Here is a 16,699-nt window from a genome sequence, read left to right as displayed (position 1 = left end):
GGTCCCGTTCGCCTTGCGGCATGTCCTAAGGATACTGGATGCGGCTGGCGAAAACAAGCAACCCCAGACCCCTTTCATGGAAGCTTCACGAACGCTATGGTAGACTGAAAGAGATGCTTCAGCGCTCGATGAACTTTCGAAGAAAGCAGGTGTTTCGCATGACTTTATCCATCGCTTTTATCGGCCTCGGCACGATGGGCTCGCCGATGGCCGCCAACCTCGTCCGCAAAGGCTTTTCCGTCGCCGTCTGGAACCGTACGCCGGGCAAGGCCGAGGACCTCAAGGAGCTTGGGGCCGCGGAAGCCGGATCGCCGGCCGAGGCGGTCCGCGCGGCCGACGTCGTCATCACGATGCTCAGCAACGACGATGTCGTGCGGGAGCTGTACCGCGGCGAGGGCGGCATCCTGTCCGCCGTGCGTCCCGGGACGGCTTTGATCGACCACAGCACGATCTCCCCCGCGCTGGCGCGCGAGCTCGCGTCCGCGGCGGCGGAGACGGGCTGCGGCTTCCTCGACTGCCCGGTGACGGGCAGCAAGCCGGCCGCCGTATCCGGCACCCTCGTCTTCATGGCCGGCGGCGAAGCGGAACTGCTGGAGCGCGTCCGCCCCGTGCTGGACGCGATGGGCACCAAAATCGTGCATCTCGGCCCGTCCGGCAGCGGCTCCGTCGCCAAGCTCGGCCATAATGCCATCGTCGCGATCAACAACCTGGCTCTGGCCGAGGGCTTGTCGATCGCGGTCAGCGGCGGCCTCGAGCCGGCCAAGTTCCTCGAAGTCGTGCGCGCCGGCGGCGCCGGCAGCAAGGCGGCCGAGCTCAAGTCGTCCAAGCTGCTGGAGGGCGACTACAGCGTGCAGTTCTCGCTGGCGCTCATGCTCAAGGACCTGCGGCTCGCCTCCTCCTTGTCGGACGGCCTGAACGTGCCGACGCCGATGCTCGAAGCCGCCAAGAGCCTGTTCCAGGCCGGCAGCGCGGCCGGCTACGACCAGGAGGACCTGATCGCGGTCGCCAAGCTGTACGAGCAGTGGATCGGCCAGCCTCTCGGCGAACGGCCGGAGAACGGCTGATTGCCATGACGAAGGGCTGAACGCTCCGTCCGGACATCCGGATCAGGCGCTCAGCCCTTTTTCTTTTCACCGATAGGAGGCCAGCGGCCCTTCGAAATAAACGATATGCGCGATGCGGACATGCAGCGAGCGGTCGGCCAGATGTGAGGGGAGGCGCGTCCCATGCATGCCGAGGCAAGTCACGGCTTTTCGGGCAGCAGCCTGATCTCCTTGCCGTCGGCTTCATAGCGGTAAGTCGTCCCCGTGCTCGGATCGGTGATCGCTCCCGTCCGTTCATCCAGCTCCAGCCGGAAGGTAGAGGACCTGTCCAGGGCATCCTGCACGCTGGCCGCCTTAGTTCCGTCCACATTGCGTTTGTAGATCATGATGCGGTTGGATGGTTCCGTCACGATCAGCTCCGGCTCCCCGTCGCCATCGATATCCGTCTCCTGCTCGAGCTTTTTCCCGACAGGGAAAAAGACGCGAATCTGTTCCTGGGAACGGTCGATCCAGAGCGAGCAGGGCTTTTTTTCCTCGCCCCATCCGCATTTGCCTTCCAGCTTGAATGCAGAGTCTCCATAAAAGGAGGTCGGTACGATGTCGAGCTCGTTGGAAGCATGCTTGCCGACCTCGAAAACCCTCTCCTCCGGCTCTCCGCCCGCCCCCATCAGCTGAAAGCCGTTCCCGCGGCTCGTATAGTCATTGACCGTCTGCTCGAACGCGATCGTCCTCGCTCCCTCCTGCCACTCGGAAGCCTCCGTGATCTTCACGGCTGACAGCGGGATGGGCTGGACGCTATGCGGCATGAAGACATTCAGGACAGCGCCCACTTCCGTCTCTTCCAATCCGCCCTGAAAATGAAGGGGCTTGCCCGCAGAGGAGGCGGAGCCCTCGGAAGCGGCTGCCTGCGGCTGCGCCTTCCCGTCTGCTTGCCAACGCTTCTCCAGCTGAAGCATGAGATCCGGCTGAACCGACAGCAGCACCAGCAAGGCTGTCATCGCTGCCAGCGCAGCTGCTCCCGCGACCGCAAAGAGGCTTGGCTGACGCCGCGCTGATGGCCGATCGGCTGCTTGCCGGAGCACCTGCTTCTTCATCTCCGCCGTGAACCGCCCCGAGGCGCCGCCGTCGGCAGCTTCCCCATACCAATCGGGAATGTCACTGTTCATCGTTCCTTCGCCTCCATTCGCTCTCTACCTTGCGCCTGGCACGGCTCAGGCGGGACTTGACCGTGCCGACGGACAATTCCAGCGTCGCTCCGATTTCCTTCAAGCTTAGACCGTGGTCCAGCTCCAGCAGCAGCGCTTCCTTGAGCTTGAACGGCAGCTTCAGCACGATCTGTCTCAGCTCTCCTGCCGCAGCCGCATCGAGATAGGAGGATTCTGCCGAACAGGCGCTTCCTCCGCCGTCAACCCGGGCGAACAAGATGATGCGTCTAAAATAGGCGGAGCGCAACTCGCTCAGCGCCGTATTCCGCGCGATCGCGAACAGCCAGGTGCGCATGGACGACTGGCCTCGATACCCGTGCAGGCTACGGTACGCCTTGAGGAACGTTTCCTGGGAAACATCGCCTGCCAGCGCATGGCTCCTCGTCAAGGCAAGCGCGTAGCCGAATACGGCGTCGCCATGCTCGTCCATCAGCTTGGCCAGCTTTTCTCGATTCTCTGCTTCATTCCGCTCCGACTCGCTCAAGCCCGATTCGGATGGAGGTTCGTTGCCAGGCTTGGCGCGAAGCCGGCTGTCATTGCCTTTTCGCCATGCGTAAGGACTTGCCGTGCCCTCTTTGCCGATTCTCCTCACCTCCTCGTCGCTTAGACTCGGCCCGATATCCAAAGGTTCCCTCGTAATCCAAAATAATTAAGCGAACGCCAAAAAGGCAAGCCGTCCGTAGACGGCCTGCCTTCGTTTTCAGAAGAGATCAGGGAAATGAGGGCGTTTCTACTCTTGGATATAGCTGCAGCAATAATCCGTCACGCGGCTCACGACGAGCTTGAACTTCGCATTTGCCGGCACGGTGAACTCGCCTTCGCCTTCGATCGCGATCCATTCCTCGCTGCCCGGCAGCTGGACCTTCAGGCCGCCGGCCAGAATCTCCATGATCTCCTTGCTGTCGGTACCGAACTCGTATTCGCCGGGCAGCATGATGCCGAGCGTTTTTTTCGTTCCGTCCGGGAACAGGACGGTACGGCTCGTCACCTTGCCGTCGAAGTAGATGTTCGCCTTTTTGACGGCGGTGACGTTTTCGAATTGGGACATGAATTCGTGCTCCTTCGGGTGGTAGTGGTTCGACTCTTTACCGCTTTAGCATACCACAACAATGGATCAAGAAAAAGCCGGAAAAGGCGGGGAGCCTTCTCCGGCATGTTGCAGCGGAACGCCGCTGATCTCCATGAATATCCGGGGGATCGTGCCGACGGAAAGGTCTGCCGCTTACAGCAGCTCTTTGACCTTGGCGACGACGTTCTCCACCGTGAAGCCGTATTCCTTGATGACGCGGTCGCCAGGGGCGGAAGCGCCGAACGTATCGATGCCGAGCACCGCGCCGCCGTCTCCCGTGTAGCGATGCCAGCCGAACGGATGCGCCATCTCGATCGCGAGACGGGCTTTGACGTCCGGCAGCAGGACGGAATCGCGGTACGCTTTGTCCTGGCTGTCGAACAGATCCCAGCTCGGCATGCTGATGACGCGGACCTGAATGCCTTCGGCCGCGAGCGCCTTTTGGGCGGCGACGGCCAGCTGCACCTCGGAGCCGGTCGCCAGCAGCTGCGCCTGCGGCTTGCCGCCCTGCGCGTCGGAGATGACGTAGGCGCCGCGCTTGATGCCCTCGCGAGCGTTCTCGGCCGTGCCTTCGAGGATCGGCAGGTTCTGGCGCGTCAGCACGAGCGCGACCGGATTCTTCTTGTTCTCGAGCGAGTACGCCCACGCGGCGGACGTCTCGTTGCCATCGGCCGGACGGATGACCGTCAGGTTCGGAATGACGCGGATGCTCGCCAGCTGCTCGACCGGCTCATGCGTCGGGCCGTCCTCGCCGACCGCGATGCTGTCATGCGTCAGCACGTAGGTGACCGGCAGGCCCATGAGCGCCGCCAGCCGTACCGCCGGACGCAGGTAGTCGGTGAAGACGAAGAACGTGCCTCCAAAAATCTTCATGCCGCCATGCAGCGCGATGCCGTTCATCGCGGCGGCCATGCCGAACTCGCGGATGCCGAAGTAGATGTTGCGGCCTGCATAGTTGCCCGGCTTATACACGTCGATGCCTTTGAGATGGGTCATCGTGGAGCTTTCCAGGTCGGCGGAGCCGCCGGCCAGGGCAGGAACGTTCTTGGCGAGGCCGTTCAGCGCGTTGCCGGAAGCGACGCGAGTCGAGACCGCCTTGTCGGACGGCGAGTAGGACGGCAGATCCGCGTCCCAGCCTTCCGGCAGGTCGCCGCTGACGGAGCGCTTGAACTGCGCGGCCAGCTCCGGATACGCCTGCTCGTACTTGGCGAACTTCTCGTCCCATGCGGCATTGGCCTGCTCGCCTTTTTGCTTCACTTCCGCGAAGTGCGCGCGGACTTCGTCCGGCACATAAAACGGCTCTTCGGAAGCCCACTCGTAGAACTTCTTGGTCAGCACCGTCTCTTCGGCGCCGAGCGGGGAGCCGTGCGTGCCGCCATGGCCGCCCTTGCCGCCCTTGTTCGGGCTGCCGAAGCCGATCATCGTCTTCACTTCGATCAGCGTCGGCTTGGACTTCTCGGCCTGGGCCGCGGCGATGGCCGCCGCCAGCGCGTTCAAGTCGTTGCCGTCCTCGACGCGCAGCACCTGCCAGCCGTAGCCGTCGAAGCGCTTGGCCACATTTTCGGAGAAGCTCAGGCTGAGCTCGCCGTCGAGCGAGATGTCGTTGGAATCGTACAGCATGATGAGCTTGCCGAGCTGCAGATGGCCGGCGAGCGAGGCGGCTTCATTGGAGATGCCCTCGGAAAGGTCGCCGTCGCCGCAGATTGCGTACGTGTAGTGGTCGACCAGCTCGAGGCCGTCCTGGTTGTAGACGGCGCCGAGATGAGCTTCCGCCATCGCCATGCCGACGGCCATGCCGACGCCTTGGCCGAGCGGTCCCGTCGTTGCGTCGACGCCTGCCGTATGGCCGAATTCCGGGTGGCCCGGCGTTCTGGAGCCCCACTGGCGGAAGCTCTTGAGGTCGTCGATGGAAAGATCGTACCCGGACAGATGGAGCAGGCTGTACAGCAGCATCGAGCCGTGTCCTGCGGACAGCACGAAGCGGTCGCGGTTGATCCAGGTCGGGTTGGAAGGGTTATGGGTCATCGTCTTGGCGAACAGCTGGTAGCCCATCGGCGCAGCGCCCATCGGCATGCCCGGGTGGCCGGAGTTGGCTTTTTCGACCGCGTCGATGGAAAGCGTGCGGATCGTCGTAACGGAAAGCTGGTCAATCGTAGCTTGGCTGATGGCCATGAAAGAATCTCCTCCTAGTTTCGGCGGTTCAAGCGTGTCGCTTCATGTGAAATATTGTACCACTGCCGCATGAGCAAATGCCATCATCCGGCCCGAGCGGCCGGATGAAGGTTTCATGAATGATGGCGCCGCTAGGGCTAGCCGTGGAAGACGACCGTCTTGTTCTGATGGACGAGGATGCGGTCCTCGGCATGCCATTTGACCGCGCGCGCCAGGACGACGCGCTCGATCGTGCGGCCGATCCGCTTGAGGCTCGGCACGTCGTCGCGATGGCTGACGCGCTGCACGTCCTGCTCGATGATCGGGCCTCCGTCCAGCTCCTCGGTCACATAATGCGCGGTCGCGCCGATGATCTTGACGCCGCGGTTGTAGGCTTGGGCGTACGGCTTGCCGCCGACGAACGCCGGCAGGAACGAGTGGTGGATGTTGATGATGCGGTTCGGAAACTGCTCGATCACCTTCGGCGACACGATCTGCATGTAGCGAGCCAGCACGATCAGGTCGGCGCTGCGGCCGATCGTCTCCAGCTGCTTGCGCTCCGCCTCCGCCTTGGTGTCGGGCGTAATCGGGATATGGTGGTAAGGGATGCCGAACGATTCGACAAGCCCGCGCATGTCGTCGTGATTGCTGATGACCATCGCGATCTCGACGTCGAGATCGCCGGCCTGCCATTGCCAGAGCAGCTCCAGCAGGCAGTGGTCCTCCTTGGAGACGAAGATCGCGAGGCGTTTCTTGCGGCTCGCGCGGAACGTATGCCACTTCATCTCGAAGCGGTCCGCCACGCGGCCGAAGTCCTCCTGCAGCACCGGCAGCTGGGCGTCCATGTCGGCCAGGTCGAACTCGAAGCGGATGAAGAACATGCCGCCTTCGGGATTCATCGTATACTGATCGGATTGGACGATGTTGGCTCCGTGCTCGTAGAGGAACTGGGACACAGCGGCGACGATGCCCGGCCGGTCCGGACAGGAGATAAGCATGCGGGCGCGACCGGATGAGGGCGCGTCTCCGGGCTGGAGGGATTGATAGGAATGAGGCATAGGGGTCGTTTCTTCCTTCCATGTTCAAAATAAGGGCTTGCAGATGCCGCCGCTGCGGCGGCCATGAAGCGCAAGCGAACTGCATAACGCCTCCGCGCTAAAGCGGGCGGCCGAAAGAGAGGCAGGTCCAGCCCGTCCGCATGGGACGGCTCCGGGCCTGCCGAGCAAGGTCTTCGGACTGGATGACGAGCTTGCAAGCTGCTGCCTTTGTTTGCGATCAGGCGTTGACGAGCGCCTGCTTGCCGGCGAACCAGTACGTGATCAGCTGGTTGAGCTCTTCCTCGGCCGTATCGCGGAAGTCCTCTCCCGCTTCGCGCACGAGGTCGTACAGCCGCTCCATCGGCTCGCGGGGATCGGCCTTGCGCGCCTTGGCGTCGCTTTTGATCGTATCCCATACCGACAGCACGTACGTGCGGCGGTCGATGTCCTGCTTGCCGAGGAAATGATGCAGCCGCTCCAGCTGGTCGAAGAAGCGCTCGCCGAACCGCTCCAGGCCGTCTCCGCGCAGCAGCGCGATCTCCGCCTCATACATCGGGCGCTGCTTCTTTGGATCCTTGCCGATCCACGGCGTCTCGAGGATGAACGGACGCCCGGCCAGCGCCTCGTGCCGCACGATCCGCTCGATCGCGTCGTAGCCGAGCCAGCCGGAGCCGATCGGCGTATGGCGGTCCTTGTGGGAGCCGATCGGATTTTTCGTATCGTTCACATGGACGACGGCCGCCTTGTCAAGGCCGACGATGCGGTCGAACTGCTGCAGCACGCCGTCCAGGTCTCCCGCCAGGTCGTACCCCGCGTCGTGCATGTGGCAAGTGTCCAGGCAGACGGTCAGGCGATCGTTGTTCGACACCTTGTCCATGATCGCGGCGAGCTCCTCGAACGTGCGGCCGATCTCCGTGCCTTTGCCGGCCATCGTCTCCAGCGCGATGTTGACGTCGGTCTCCTCGACGCCGGACAGCACCTCGTTCAGTCCTTCCGCGATGCGGTTGATGCCGAATTCCGCGTCCTTGTCGGTGTACGCGCCTGGATGGAGCACGATGTTGCGGACGCCGATCGCATGCGTGCGGCGGATTTCCTCCTGCAGGAAGCGCACGGCGAGCTCGAACGTGTCTTCCTTATAAGAGCCGAGATTGATGATGTAAGGAGCGTGGACGACGATCTCGCCGATCCCGGCGCCTTCCATCAGCTGCTTGCCTTCTTCGATATATAAGGATTCGATCGGCTTGCGCCGCGTGTTCTGAGGCGCGCCGGTGTAGATCATGAACGAGCTGGAGCCGTAGGAGATGGCCTCCTGAGCGGCGGTGACGAGCCCCTTGTCGCTGAAGGAGACGTGGGAACCGATTTTGAGCATGCTTCGTGGCCCCTTTCGGATGTGGTGAAAACAATTAGTCTTATTCTACAAGGTGCGTCGAAATAAATCTAGGAATCGGCTATAATTTGGAGTGAGGTGACACCGTTCATGCCCCACATTCCAGACTGGTTCATGTATTTCATCGTTTTTTGGGCTTTCGTCATGGTCGGCTCGATGGCCGTCGGAGGCTTCTTCATGTTCCGCAAGTTCCTCAAGGTGCTGCCTAAACGCGACGGCAAGTCCAAGCTCGACTGGCAAAACTATTGGGTCGAGCGCAGCCGGGACATGTGGACGGACGACTCCAAGGAGCTGCTCGACGAGCTGGTCTCGCCCGTTCCCGGTCCGTTCCGCGACATCGCCCGCCACTCCATCGCGGCGCGGATCGGACAAGTCGCCGTCGAGAGCGGCGCCAGCGAGGTGACGCGGAACCATTGCATCGAAGGCTACATCCGCGCGACGCCCAAGCGGGACTACCGCAGCCTCGTCACGTTCCTGGACAAGCGGGGCATCGACTACTCCGCCTACACCCATCTCCTGAACCGCTGAGCGTCCGTCGCCGGCAGATTGGCCGGCAGCTGGTCCGGGTAAGGAAAAGCACAGGAAAAGACGACCTTGGAGGTGCTTGCCATGAACCTGATGACAGCCCGCCGCTCCGGCGGCAAAAGAAAAGCCAGCCTCGCGCCCGCGAGCCTGGCCTTGATGTCGATGCTGATGATCGCCGCAGGATGCGGCGTGAAGGAAATGCCCGCGGACAACGCGGCCAACGCGACGACAGGAAGCGGCATCGTGGACAGCTCGTCCGACGTGTCTCCCGACTCCGTCGGCGAGCCGGTCGCCGAGGCGACGCCAACGCCCGGCAACTCCGAAAAAGCCGCTTCCAGCGGCGATCCTGTGACGCAATCCCAGGAGCAGCAGGCGTCCGGCACGTTCAACGGCCTCGCGGACGGCCATTCTGTCGAGATCAAAACCGATACCGATACCGTCGTATTCCAGGCCGGCTCCGAGCTTGTCCAGCAGATGCAGGCGTTCGATCAAGGAACGACCGTCGATTACACCTACATCGTGAAGGAAGTCGACGGAGGCACGGACGGCAAGATCAAGCAGCCGTGGCTCGTCTCCATTAAGGAAGCTTCCTGAGGCGAGCCGCCGTCGGCGCTTAAGACGCAACAGATCGAAGAACGGAGGAGTCAAGGATGAAGATCGTCATCACCGGAGGAACCGGCTTCATCGGCCGAGCGCTCGTCGAGCGCCTGTCCCGTGCCGGCCACTCCGGCTGGATCGTCTCCCGCAGCTCCGCGAAAGCTCCCGGCACCGCTCCGAACGGCGCTGGGAGCTTTCGCGTTGTCGGATGGGATCGGCTGGAAGAAGATCCGAGCGAGCTTGCCGGCGTCGAAGCCATCGTCAATCTGGCGGGGGAGCCGATCAGCCAGCGCTGGACGAATAGCGCCAAGAAGCGGATACGGGAATCGCGGATCGAGACGGCGGCCAAGCTGGGCGCGCTGCTGGAACGGGCCAAGGCGGATCCGCAGGTGCTCGTGCAGGCGTCCGGAGTGAATGCGTACGGGTTTTCGGAGTCGGCTTCGTTCACGGAGGATAGCCCGACGACCGACAGCGACTTCCTCTCCTCCGTCGTGCGGGACTGGGAGCAAGCCGCGAAGCGCATCCCAGCCCGGCGGCGAGCGCTGCTGCGCTTCGGCATCGTGCTCGGCAACGGAGGCGGAGCGCTGCCGAGCATGCTTCTCCCGTTCCGCGCGATGGCAGGAGGACCGGTCGGAAGCGGCCGGCAATGGATGTCATGGATCCATCTGCAAGACCTGACTCGCCTTATCGTCCACGCTTTGGAAAATGACAGCCTCTCGGGTCCGATCAACGCGGTGTCGCCTGAGCCGGCTCGCAACGAGCAGTTCGGCCGCGCGGCAGCCCGGGCGCTTGGCCGCCCCTACTGGCTGGTCGCCCCTTCGCTTCCGCTCAAGCTCGCGCTCGGAGAAATGTCCGAGCTGCTGCTTAAAGGCCAGCGGGTCCTCCCCGACAAGGCGCTGCAAAGCGGCTTCCGCTTCGACTTCCCTGAAATCCAGCCAGCGCTGGACGACCTGCTCCGCTAGCCGCGAGGAGAGTCCAGCCGCACCTCATATCGGGATCCGTCCCGCCCGGCAAGCTGGAGGACGTCGCCGTCCTCCAGCTTGTAGCTTTTATAAGGGATCATCGCTCGGCCATTAAGCGTCGTGCCGTTTCTCGAGCCGAGATCCTTGGCCTCGCAGGAGCCCGCCCGGCACTCCAGCTCGACATGGCGGCGAGAAACGCCGCTCGTCTCGTCCGTCCACTCTGCGGAATCCGAAGCGCGGCCGATCGTATGGCGTCCCGGCATCAGGGCGAAGCTGTCCTTCGCTCCGCCGCGAGTCCGATGGACGATGCCCGCCGAAACGGCGGCTCCGCCCTGCCGCTCCCGCTCTTCTGCCCCGCCGAGCCAAACGGTCGGCTCGGACGCGGGAGGCCGGGCCGGTGTCGGCCGAATCTCCTCCGAAGCTCGGTCCGAGACCGATCGAGGCGGATCCTGAAGCGCATCCTGAAGCGGGTTCGGATGGACGCTCCATCTCCACGGCTCCGCCTCGTCCGGCCCTGATCCGCCCGGCTCTGCCATCTCGAGCGCCCAGCGCTTGTCCCGCTTGAGCGCCAGCGGGCCGGAGTCCGGCTCGAATGCGGCTGGATGGCTTTGCTCCCAGGACGGTTCCTGCGGTCCGCCCTTCTTGCCCTTCCAGATCCAGACGATCGCGGCTGCTGCGAGTGCGAGCGTGCCGAGGCCGATCATCAGGTTGGAGCTCGTCGGCTCCTCCCAATAGAGCATCTTCCAGGGAAGCGCCGCCGCCGCCAGCACGGCGAGGATGACGATGCCCCGGTTCAGCGGTTTTGCCTCTTGGCCGGACGGCTCCGGTGGATGGAGCGATACGGGCTCCAGCTGCAAAGGCAGCAGCGCGTCCGAGGTATGAAGGCCGGGCTTGCGTCCGCCCGGGGATGCTCCCGGCTTCTCCGCCGGACGGATCCGCTCGTCCTGCTGGGTCAACCGCGCCGGAGCGGCGAGGAAAGGCGCAGAACTTGCGGTCGATGTCGATGGAGCGGCAGATGTCGATGGAGCGGCAACGGAAGTCGCTGGCGCGGCAGATGTGGATGGAGCGGCAACGGAAGTCGCTGGCGCCGAGAATGCCGGCGCCCTGGAAGCAGGCGGCTCCGCAAGCGTGGGCCGAACCGCCGCTCCCTTCAGACCGGCCGCGCTTCCCGCCGCATGCGGCGCAGGCGCCGCCACGCCGCCGTTCCCGGGTCCGATCATTTCTCCTGCCCCTTTGCCGCCGGCGCACAGTTCCAGCAGCGTCGCCTTCAAGCTGGCCATCGAGACTTGCTCGTCGCCGAGCGCCTTCAGCAATGCCGGCAATCCGGCATCGACCTCCCGGATCGCGCCTCCGCAAACGGCGGCCAAGGCAAGCAGCCGGCTGCGCAGCGGGAGCTCCGAAGGCCGATGCTCCGAACGCATCGGCATATAGACGAGGCCGCTATCCATCCATGTCTCGCCGACAAACAGATAGGACTCATCCAACAGAAGATTGTCCGGTTCGAGCAGGCAGGCGCGGCACTGCTCGATCGCCGAGACGACGCCATAGAGCAGCGAGTACAGCTCCTCCGGCCGCTCCATTCCGTCCGCAAGCCGCTGCTTCAGCATCTTGCGGCCCGTCAGCCGATATCTCAGCCTGACCTCCCCGTTCATCTCCTCCCAGCCGATCGGAAGCAGTCCCGGCACTTGAACCTCCTCCAGCATCGCCAGCTCGATCTCCTCCAGGTCGCCGCGCCCGATTCCGCCTGGTCGGGACAGCACGAGCTCATGCTCCCGATTCCATTCAAAGTCCGCTATGATCTGACGCATCGCGCGTCCTCCTTTTGCTTTGTTCCGAATCCAATTGCTTTTGAGCCGCAGGCGATCAAGCTTCTACTCGCCCAGCAGCAGCATCGCCAGCGCTCCCGGCACGACGGCCAGCATGAACGGAAACCGGGACGGCGCGCGGCTCGCCGGCTCGTTGTCCGGAGGGGCCTCATGACGCGCGCGCATGAAGCGGCGCGCGCGGACGGCCAGCAAGTATCCGGCTCCGCCGATTCCGCCGGCGAGCATCGAGTACAGCAGCAGCTCAAGCACGGCGGCCGCTCCCGTCCAGGCTCCGATCGCCGCGAACAGCTTGACGTCTCCGGCTCCGATGCCCTGCAGCAAATAGAGCAGCGCGAGCGGGATGAAGCCGGCGGCCGCCCCGAGCGCCGATTGGCCGAGTCCGGCTCCCCCTTCCGCCGCTGCGTGCGCCAGCAGCCCGGCGACGAAAAAGCCTCCGGTCAACGCGTTCGGAATGCGCATCGTACGGATATCGCTCCAAAAAGCGAGCGCGAGCAGCAGCCCGGTCGCAGCTCCAGTCCAAACCGGCATCGCTCTGCCTCCTTTCGCAAATGAAATCAACCCGATCCGGCTAAGGCTTCTTCTCGACATGGAAAGGCATCGTCGCGCTTCCTCCATCGGAGCTGGTGACGATCACCTCCCAAATGCCCGGCGTCGTATTGCCTGATACGAGCCAGGTCCAATCGACTCTGCCGAGCGAGTCGGCCGTCTTCGTGCCGACATGACGGGAGACGCTGCTTCCGCTTTTGTATCGGACCTCGAGCGTCACCTGCGCTCCGGGGGACGCGACAGCGGTCAGCGTTGCTTTCCTGCCCGGACGGGCCGGAACCGGCGTCAAGCCCGTAATCCGAACGGTTCCTTCCCCGGACTCGACATCGCCTCCGCCCATCGCGGCCACCGCATCTGGAATCCAGGCCCGTTCTTTCGCCCATCGCCGCAGCACGAGCCTTTCGTTCGTGAACGGCACCCGGATCGGAAACTCGTACTCGGCCTCCAGCAGCAGGAAGCCCTGCTCCCGAGTGTCGAGATCGGGCAAGCGGACCGCGGCCAGCCGGACATGTCCAGCGTCCAGCCCGGCCTTCTCCGCCTCCCGGAGAAGCAGCGGCTCCAGCGCCGTTCTTGCCGCCGCATCCGCAGCCTGCTGCATCACGGGCTTCCATTCGCCGCGCAATACGGATTCGGCGAGCGGTCCGGCCGGCTCCGGCAAGCGGCCGGCCACCGACGCCGCCGCCTCTCGCCAGCCGGGCAAAGCCGCATCGACGCCGCTCGGACTGGCCGCGCTTAACGCCGCCGACGCTTCCTGCTGCAGCAGCAGCGCCGGTCGTATATGGGAGGCGATCAGCCGGGCCGAGCTGTCCGCAGCCCGCTGCAGCGCCGTTTCTGCGGCAGACAGCTGCAGGAATACGGAGAGGAACACGAGCAGGAGCAGGAAAGCCGGAACGACGAGCGCCGCCTCCAGCACGATCGAGCCTTCGCGTCCGCGAAGCAGACGCTTGGCCGAGCCATCAATAAGACCAGCCGGCAATCGATGTCGCTTCATATTTCCCTCCTGTCACCTGACCGTCAATCGCTCCGGCTCGTCCGGCAAGGCGGACCAAGCCGGGCAAGAACCAGAGCGGGATCGAGCCGGTCAGCGCGACCGACATTCCCGTCGGAACCCGCTCCAGCCTCGCCCCCGTCCGATGCTCGATGACCGCCGCCATGCGGCTGAGCGGCTTGTCCCCCGTACCGTGCGTCAGCATGAACAATCGCAGGTAATCCAAATAGCCGAGCCGTACCGGCGCGTACTTGGACAGCTCCGCCTCTCCCGTCGCGCCGAGCTCGCGCAGATCGCCCAGCGCATGCTGCAAGCCGTAGACGCCGGCCATGGCGAGCACGAGCAGCGGATGGCCGGCCGCCCGGCTGGCGATCAGCCCCTCCATCGTGCGGATCGCCAGCCTCAGCGCGAACAGCTCGCCGTATGCGGCTCCGAGATTGGCCGCCGGATTGGCGAAGCCGTAAAGAATATATTCCAGTTCCTGATGATCCAGCGAAGTCAGCTCCGACGACGCTTCTTGCGAGCTCCCGCCGACGAGCAGCGTCTGCAGCCGTCTCGGATCCATCGAGGCGAAGCGCCTGGCGCCGTATTCCGCCATCAGCAGACGCTCGCCTCCGGCGGCCAGCAGCGATTCCAGTCCTCCCAGCACCCCGCCGCCCGTCTCCTGGGCACTGGCGATCGCCTCGTCCGCCGCATCGGCTTCATCGGAGGCTGCCGACCTCCCGCTTGCCGCTTCAGCCCCGGCGGCGGCCGATCCCTCCGTTGACGGCCGCTCCGATTTTTCCTGGCCGCCTGCAGCTCCCTCGCCCTGACCGCCGTCGTCCTGCTGCCGAAGCGACTCGTTGAACGCCCGATTCGCTTCGGCCAAGCGCTCCACCTGGGCGAATTCCTCCAGCTCGGCTTCCGCGGCCTTCATCCGTTCGAATCCGTCCAGCATCTCCTTAGCCTGCTTCCAAAGGCTGCCCGCCTTTTTCTTCTCGGCTTCCCGGAGCTTCTTGCTGCCGTCCGAAGCCTCCAGCTTCGCCTTCAGCCGCTGCAGCTCTTCGCCTGGGGAAACGTAGGCTTGCCAGTAAAGCTCCAGCTTGTCGGCGAGCAGGACGGCATCGCCCCGAAGCAGCGGCACATCCGCCAGCGACCGCCGCTGCACGGCCTGCTCCAGCCTTCTGCCTGCGACCGACGCTTCGGCCGCGAACGCGCGCAGCCGCTCTCCTTGCCTTCTCAGCGCCGCCTCGGTCTCTGCAAACCAGCTTCTGCCGAGCAGCAGTCCGGACAGATCCGCAGCAGCTCCCGCCTGAGGTTCCGATCCGGCCGGAGGCGAGGCAGCGGCCGGCGAGGCGGCCGCCAGCCGTTCCAGCTCCTGCTCCGCCTGCAAGGCAAGCTCGAGCTGCTGCAGCGCCTCTCCGATCAAGCGATCATGCTGATCCGCTGAGGCGGCGAGCCCGAGCAGGCGTCCCGCCGTCTCGGCTGCAGCCGCTTCGTAGTTCTGGATGGAAGCCGTGTTCAGCATCGGCGGAGTCGGCAGCGGAGCGGCCGGCATGCCTTCCTTGGCCGGAGGAACTGCCAGCAGCGCCGCTTGGTAGGCCGCTTGGGCGGCTTCATCGGCGGCCAGCCAAGCGAGGTACGAGCCGTAGCCGTCCGCCGACTCCTTGAACGTGGCTGCCTGGCCGCGTCCAGGCAGCGGGACGAGTCCGTCGCTGCCCGTTTCCCGGACCACCTTTGCGGCAGCCTCCCCTAGGCTCAGCATTTCGGCCAAGGCGCTTTGCCGCTTGTCGAAAACCTTTTCCGACTGCTGAAGCGTGCCGATCTCCTGCGCGGCCTGCTTCATCGAGCCGCCCACCGGCCGCAGCTTGTCGATCAGCTCCAGCGTCAGGTCGATCGGACCTTTGATCTTCATCTCCTGCTCGATCTGGCGTCGAAGCACAGGCCACTCGCCAAGCATGAGAGCCGGCTGCGCCGACGGCTCGCCGAGCTCAAGCTGGAGAAGATCGATTCGACGACTCAGGCCGTCTTTCTCGCTCGGCAGCAGATCGGAGAGCCCGCCTCGAGCGTCCGAGACGTCCAGCGCCTCGGCCGCGAGCTGCGCGGCATCGGTCCCTCCGCGGCCGAACAGCCCGTAGCGTTCGTACAAAGGCTCGTCATAAGCGGCCAGCACCGAGCGGACCGACGAGCCGGCAAGGCTGTCGAGCTTGTATTGGAAAGCGGCGATGCGGGAGTAGTCGATGAGGAGCGCCATCAGCAGCAGGACAGCCGACACCGTCATGCAGGTCCAGATCGTGACCGCTCCGTGCGCCGAGCGGAAGCCTGCTCGGCCAGCCTCCTGGACCGGCCGCTTCTGTCGCCAAGAGCAGCCGCAATGCGTGTCAGCCAGGTGCCTGCACCCGCTTATACCGCCTCCCCATCGTCGCCTGCCGGCTTCGCCGCCCGGCCGCTTGAACGCCGAAGCCAGCCGTCTATGGACGGCCCGAAGCATAGTCGGTCAGCGCCTTTCCCGCCGAAGAAGGCTGCACGTCGCGGGAGGAGCGGAATTTGGCCGTATAATAACGAGCCAAATCGACGCTGCGGATGAACTCGACCGGATCGGTGACGACAGCCGATGCCCGAACAGCGGGAACGAGTCCTTCCGCTGCCGCAATCGGCAAGCGCAGGCGGCTTTCCGTGCGCCGGTCCAGTCCATCCCTGCGATAGGCCATCTCGCCGACGAGCCGCGGGGACAGCCTGACCGCCGCCTTGCCGAGCTTGGCCGCGGCCAGCGAGCCGTCAGACGAAGGGCTTTGCGATGCCGGCAAGGCGATCGTTTCGACAGCCTCGTCCTCGCCTGCGCCAAGCCCGAGCAGCCCCTGCAGCAAGCTGTCCTGCGACAGCCGCCAGTACAAGCCGTCGTCTTGTCCGGCCGGAGGCAGGCCGGACTGCTCCCGCTTGCTGTTGTCCCAATGCAGGGAAGCCGCGTCCGCAGCGCGGGCCGCTCCGCTTTGCAGCACGCTGCCCTGGAAGACGAACAGCGCGGCGAGCATCCAAGCCAGCGTCGCGGCCAGCAGCAGCGGGAACACCGAGACCGCCTCCAGCGCGAAACTGCCCTCCGTTCCGCCTGCGAGCCGCTTCAGCAGCCGCGCGCTTCCGTCATTCGAAAATCTTGTTCGCCTGATCATCGGCTTTGCCCATGAGGTTGTTGATGAGATCGATGATCCATTCCTTGAAGATGAGGGCGATGATGATGACGACAGCGATAATGAGGATGATTTCCAGAGTGCCCAGTCCTTCTTCCGAACGTGCGAAGCGCTTCAGCGCGTCATGCAGACGGCCCTTCGGCTGCAGCCATGCGTTTCGTTTCATTGTCGATTCCTCCAGTAAAATAGATTTAGAATC

General features: G+C 64.4%; 16 protein-coding genes. 4 read left to right on the top strand and 12 right to left on the bottom strand.

Annotation, left to right across the window (positions count from 1 at the left end; all coding sequences use genetic code 11):
- Nucleotides 1–128 precede the first annotated feature (128 nt).
- Nucleotides 129–1,064 (top strand): NAD(P)-dependent oxidoreductase, encoded by a 936-nt coding sequence (locus NYE40_RS07615; RefSeq protein ID WP_127464401.1) that lies wholly within the window; start codon nucleotides 129–131, stop codon nucleotides 1,062–1,064.
- A gap of 179 nt (nucleotides 1,065–1,243) precedes the next feature.
- On the opposite strand, the gene NYE40_RS07610 is transcribed toward NYE40_RS07615, so the two are convergent.
- The 6 genes from NYE40_RS07610 to NYE40_RS07585 form a co-directional block, all read right to left on the bottom strand.
- Nucleotides 1,244–2,209, bottom strand: a complete 966-nt coding sequence (locus NYE40_RS07610) for a hypothetical protein (RefSeq protein ID WP_028599959.1) — start codon at nucleotides 2,207–2,209, stop codon at nucleotides 1,244–1,246.
- The gene (locus NYE40_RS07605) at nucleotides 2,199–2,732 is read right to left on the bottom strand and encodes a sigma-70 family RNA polymerase sigma factor (RefSeq protein WP_043111629.1); all 534 of its coding nucleotides are present in this window, start codon (nucleotides 2,730–2,732) and stop codon (nucleotides 2,199–2,201) included. The genes NYE40_RS07610 and NYE40_RS07605 overlap by 11 nt, the downstream gene beginning before the upstream one ends.
- A gap of 246 nt (nucleotides 2,733–2,978) precedes the next feature.
- On the bottom strand, nucleotides 2,979–3,296 hold the full coding sequence (locus tag NYE40_RS07600; RefSeq protein WP_028599961.1) for a pyrimidine/purine nucleoside phosphorylase: 318 nt from the start codon (nucleotides 3,294–3,296) through the stop codon (nucleotides 2,979–2,981).
- A 174-nt stretch (nucleotides 3,297–3,470) separates the two neighbouring features.
- Complete coding sequence (gene tkt / locus NYE40_RS07595; RefSeq protein ID WP_028599962.1) at nucleotides 3,471–5,489, bottom strand: transketolase; 2,019 nt, start codon at nucleotides 5,487–5,489, stop codon at nucleotides 3,471–3,473.
- Between the two features lie 137 nt (nucleotides 5,490–5,626).
- Entirely contained in the window at nucleotides 5,627–6,526 is a 900-nt protein-coding gene (gene purU, locus NYE40_RS07590; protein ID WP_028599963.1) for a formyltetrahydrofolate deformylase, read from the bottom strand.
- Between the two features lie 217 nt (nucleotides 6,527–6,743).
- Nucleotides 6,744–7,874 (bottom strand): deoxyribonuclease IV, encoded by a 1,131-nt coding sequence (locus NYE40_RS07585; protein WP_028599964.1) that lies wholly within the window; start codon nucleotides 7,872–7,874, stop codon nucleotides 6,744–6,746.
- A gap of 108 nt (nucleotides 7,875–7,982) precedes the next feature.
- Between NYE40_RS07585 and NYE40_RS07580 the strand changes: the two genes are divergently transcribed.
- From NYE40_RS07580 to NYE40_RS07570, 3 genes are all read left to right on the top strand, one after another.
- Complete coding sequence (locus NYE40_RS07580) at nucleotides 7,983–8,420, top strand: DUF2621 domain-containing protein (protein ID WP_028599965.1); 438 nt, start codon at nucleotides 7,983–7,985, stop codon at nucleotides 8,418–8,420.
- A gap of 81 nt (nucleotides 8,421–8,501) precedes the next feature.
- On the top strand, nucleotides 8,502–9,011 hold the full coding sequence (locus NYE40_RS07575; RefSeq protein WP_127464402.1) for a hypothetical protein: 510 nt from the start codon (nucleotides 8,502–8,504) through the stop codon (nucleotides 9,009–9,011).
- 56 nt (nucleotides 9,012–9,067) lie between these two features.
- Complete coding sequence (locus NYE40_RS07570; protein WP_028599967.1) at nucleotides 9,068–9,976, top strand: TIGR01777 family oxidoreductase; 909 nt, start codon at nucleotides 9,068–9,070, stop codon at nucleotides 9,974–9,976.
- Here NYE40_RS07570 and NYE40_RS07565 read toward each other — a convergent pair.
- The 6 genes from NYE40_RS07565 to NYE40_RS07540 form a co-directional block, all read right to left on the bottom strand.
- On the bottom strand, nucleotides 9,973–11,784 hold the full coding sequence (locus NYE40_RS07565) for a DUF6382 domain-containing protein (RefSeq protein WP_028599968.1): 1,812 nt from the start codon (nucleotides 11,782–11,784) through the stop codon (nucleotides 9,973–9,975). The two genes, NYE40_RS07570 and NYE40_RS07565, sit on opposite strands and share 4 nt — an antisense overlap.
- A 63-nt stretch (nucleotides 11,785–11,847) precedes the next feature.
- A complete protein-coding gene (locus NYE40_RS07560; RefSeq protein ID WP_028599969.1) occupies nucleotides 11,848–12,330 on the bottom strand; it encodes an A24 family peptidase in 483 nt (160 codons plus the stop codon).
- Nucleotides 12,331–12,370: 40 nt separating this feature from the next.
- Nucleotides 12,371–13,339, bottom strand: a complete 969-nt coding sequence (locus NYE40_RS07555; RefSeq protein ID WP_127464403.1) for a hypothetical protein — start codon at nucleotides 13,337–13,339, stop codon at nucleotides 12,371–12,373.
- A complete protein-coding gene (locus tag NYE40_RS07550; RefSeq protein WP_339279715.1) occupies nucleotides 13,305–15,596 on the bottom strand; it encodes a hypothetical protein in 2,292 nt (763 codons plus the stop codon). Before NYE40_RS07550 ends, NYE40_RS07555 begins: the two co-directional genes overlap by 35 nt.
- A 190-nt stretch (nucleotides 15,597–15,786) precedes the next feature.
- Nucleotides 15,787–16,482: a hypothetical protein gene (locus tag NYE40_RS07545; RefSeq protein WP_339279714.1), complete on the bottom strand. Its 696-nt coding sequence runs from the start codon at nucleotides 16,480–16,482 to the stop codon at nucleotides 15,787–15,789.
- Nucleotides 16,454–16,666, bottom strand: a complete 213-nt coding sequence (locus NYE40_RS07540; protein WP_101808789.1) for a Flp1 family type IVb pilin — start codon at nucleotides 16,664–16,666, stop codon at nucleotides 16,454–16,456. Before NYE40_RS07540 ends, NYE40_RS07545 begins: the two co-directional genes overlap by 29 nt.
- Nucleotides 16,667–16,699: the final 33 nt, after the last annotated feature.

The organism is Paenibacillus sp. FSL W8-1187 (assembly GCF_037965485.1).
GTDB classification, from domain to species: domain Bacteria; phylum Bacillota; class Bacilli; order Paenibacillales; family Paenibacillaceae; genus Paenibacillus_O; species Paenibacillus_O pasadenensis.
This window is presented reverse-complemented; position numbering and strand designations above follow the sequence as displayed.